Below are 660 nucleotides of genomic sequence, written 5' to 3' on the forward strand. Positions count from 1 at the left end.
GTACATGACCAAATAGATGAGTATTGCGAGCAAGGCAATGATCTTTTTGATGAAGAAGACTTTCAAGGCGCAATTACACTCTGGCAAAAAGCCTTTGATTTACTCACCGACCCAGATGAGGATTGGGAGCAAGCGGTTTGGCTTAAAGTATCTATCGGTGATAGTTATTATATGCTTGATGAATATGAACAATCCCTTGATGCAATGTTAGATGCATTAAACTACCCTGAAGCACTCGATAACCCATTTATTCACTTTAGAGCTGGCCAATGTCATTATCAGTTAGACGACAAAGAAAGAAGTAAAAATGCTTTACTTAAGGCCTATATGTTAGCCGGAAAAGAAATATTTGAAGATCACGAAGAAGATGGACTTTTTTACTATGACTTTTTGAAGTCCGAAGTCCAGCTATAAACGAACATAACGCTAAGGACAGCACATGCAACCTGACATTAAAAACATCCCACAACAACTCGGTCAGTACCTTTATCAGCAAATAAAAGAGCCGTGGCTTGAAGCACAACTTATTTTAAATTACGAAGATGAAAGCGTACTTGAATGCAAAGCGCATTATCAAACTGCTTCCGATGCAAGCGAACAGCCGATTACCGTGACAGACGAGATAGTCGGTTTATTCAACACCCTATTTGTGAATGCCAC

General features: G+C 39.4%; 1 protein-coding gene and 1 pseudogene. Both read left to right on the plus strand.

The window, feature by feature from the left end; all coding sequences use genetic code 11:
- Window positions 1–414 (plus strand): tol-pal system YbgF family protein (locus H5187_RS23875; protein WP_182798510.1); only part of this gene is annotated, 414 nt, incomplete at its 5' end.
- Between the two features lie 25 nt (window positions 415–439).
- Window positions 440–660 (plus strand): annotated as a pseudogene (locus tag H5187_RS23880) (DUF600 domain-containing protein); the annotation flags it as partial.

The organism is Pseudoalteromonas sp. SG44-1, assembly GCF_014164315.1.
In the GTDB taxonomy this organism is placed as follows: Bacteria; Pseudomonadota; Gammaproteobacteria; order Enterobacterales; family Alteromonadaceae; genus Pseudoalteromonas; species Pseudoalteromonas rhizosphaerae.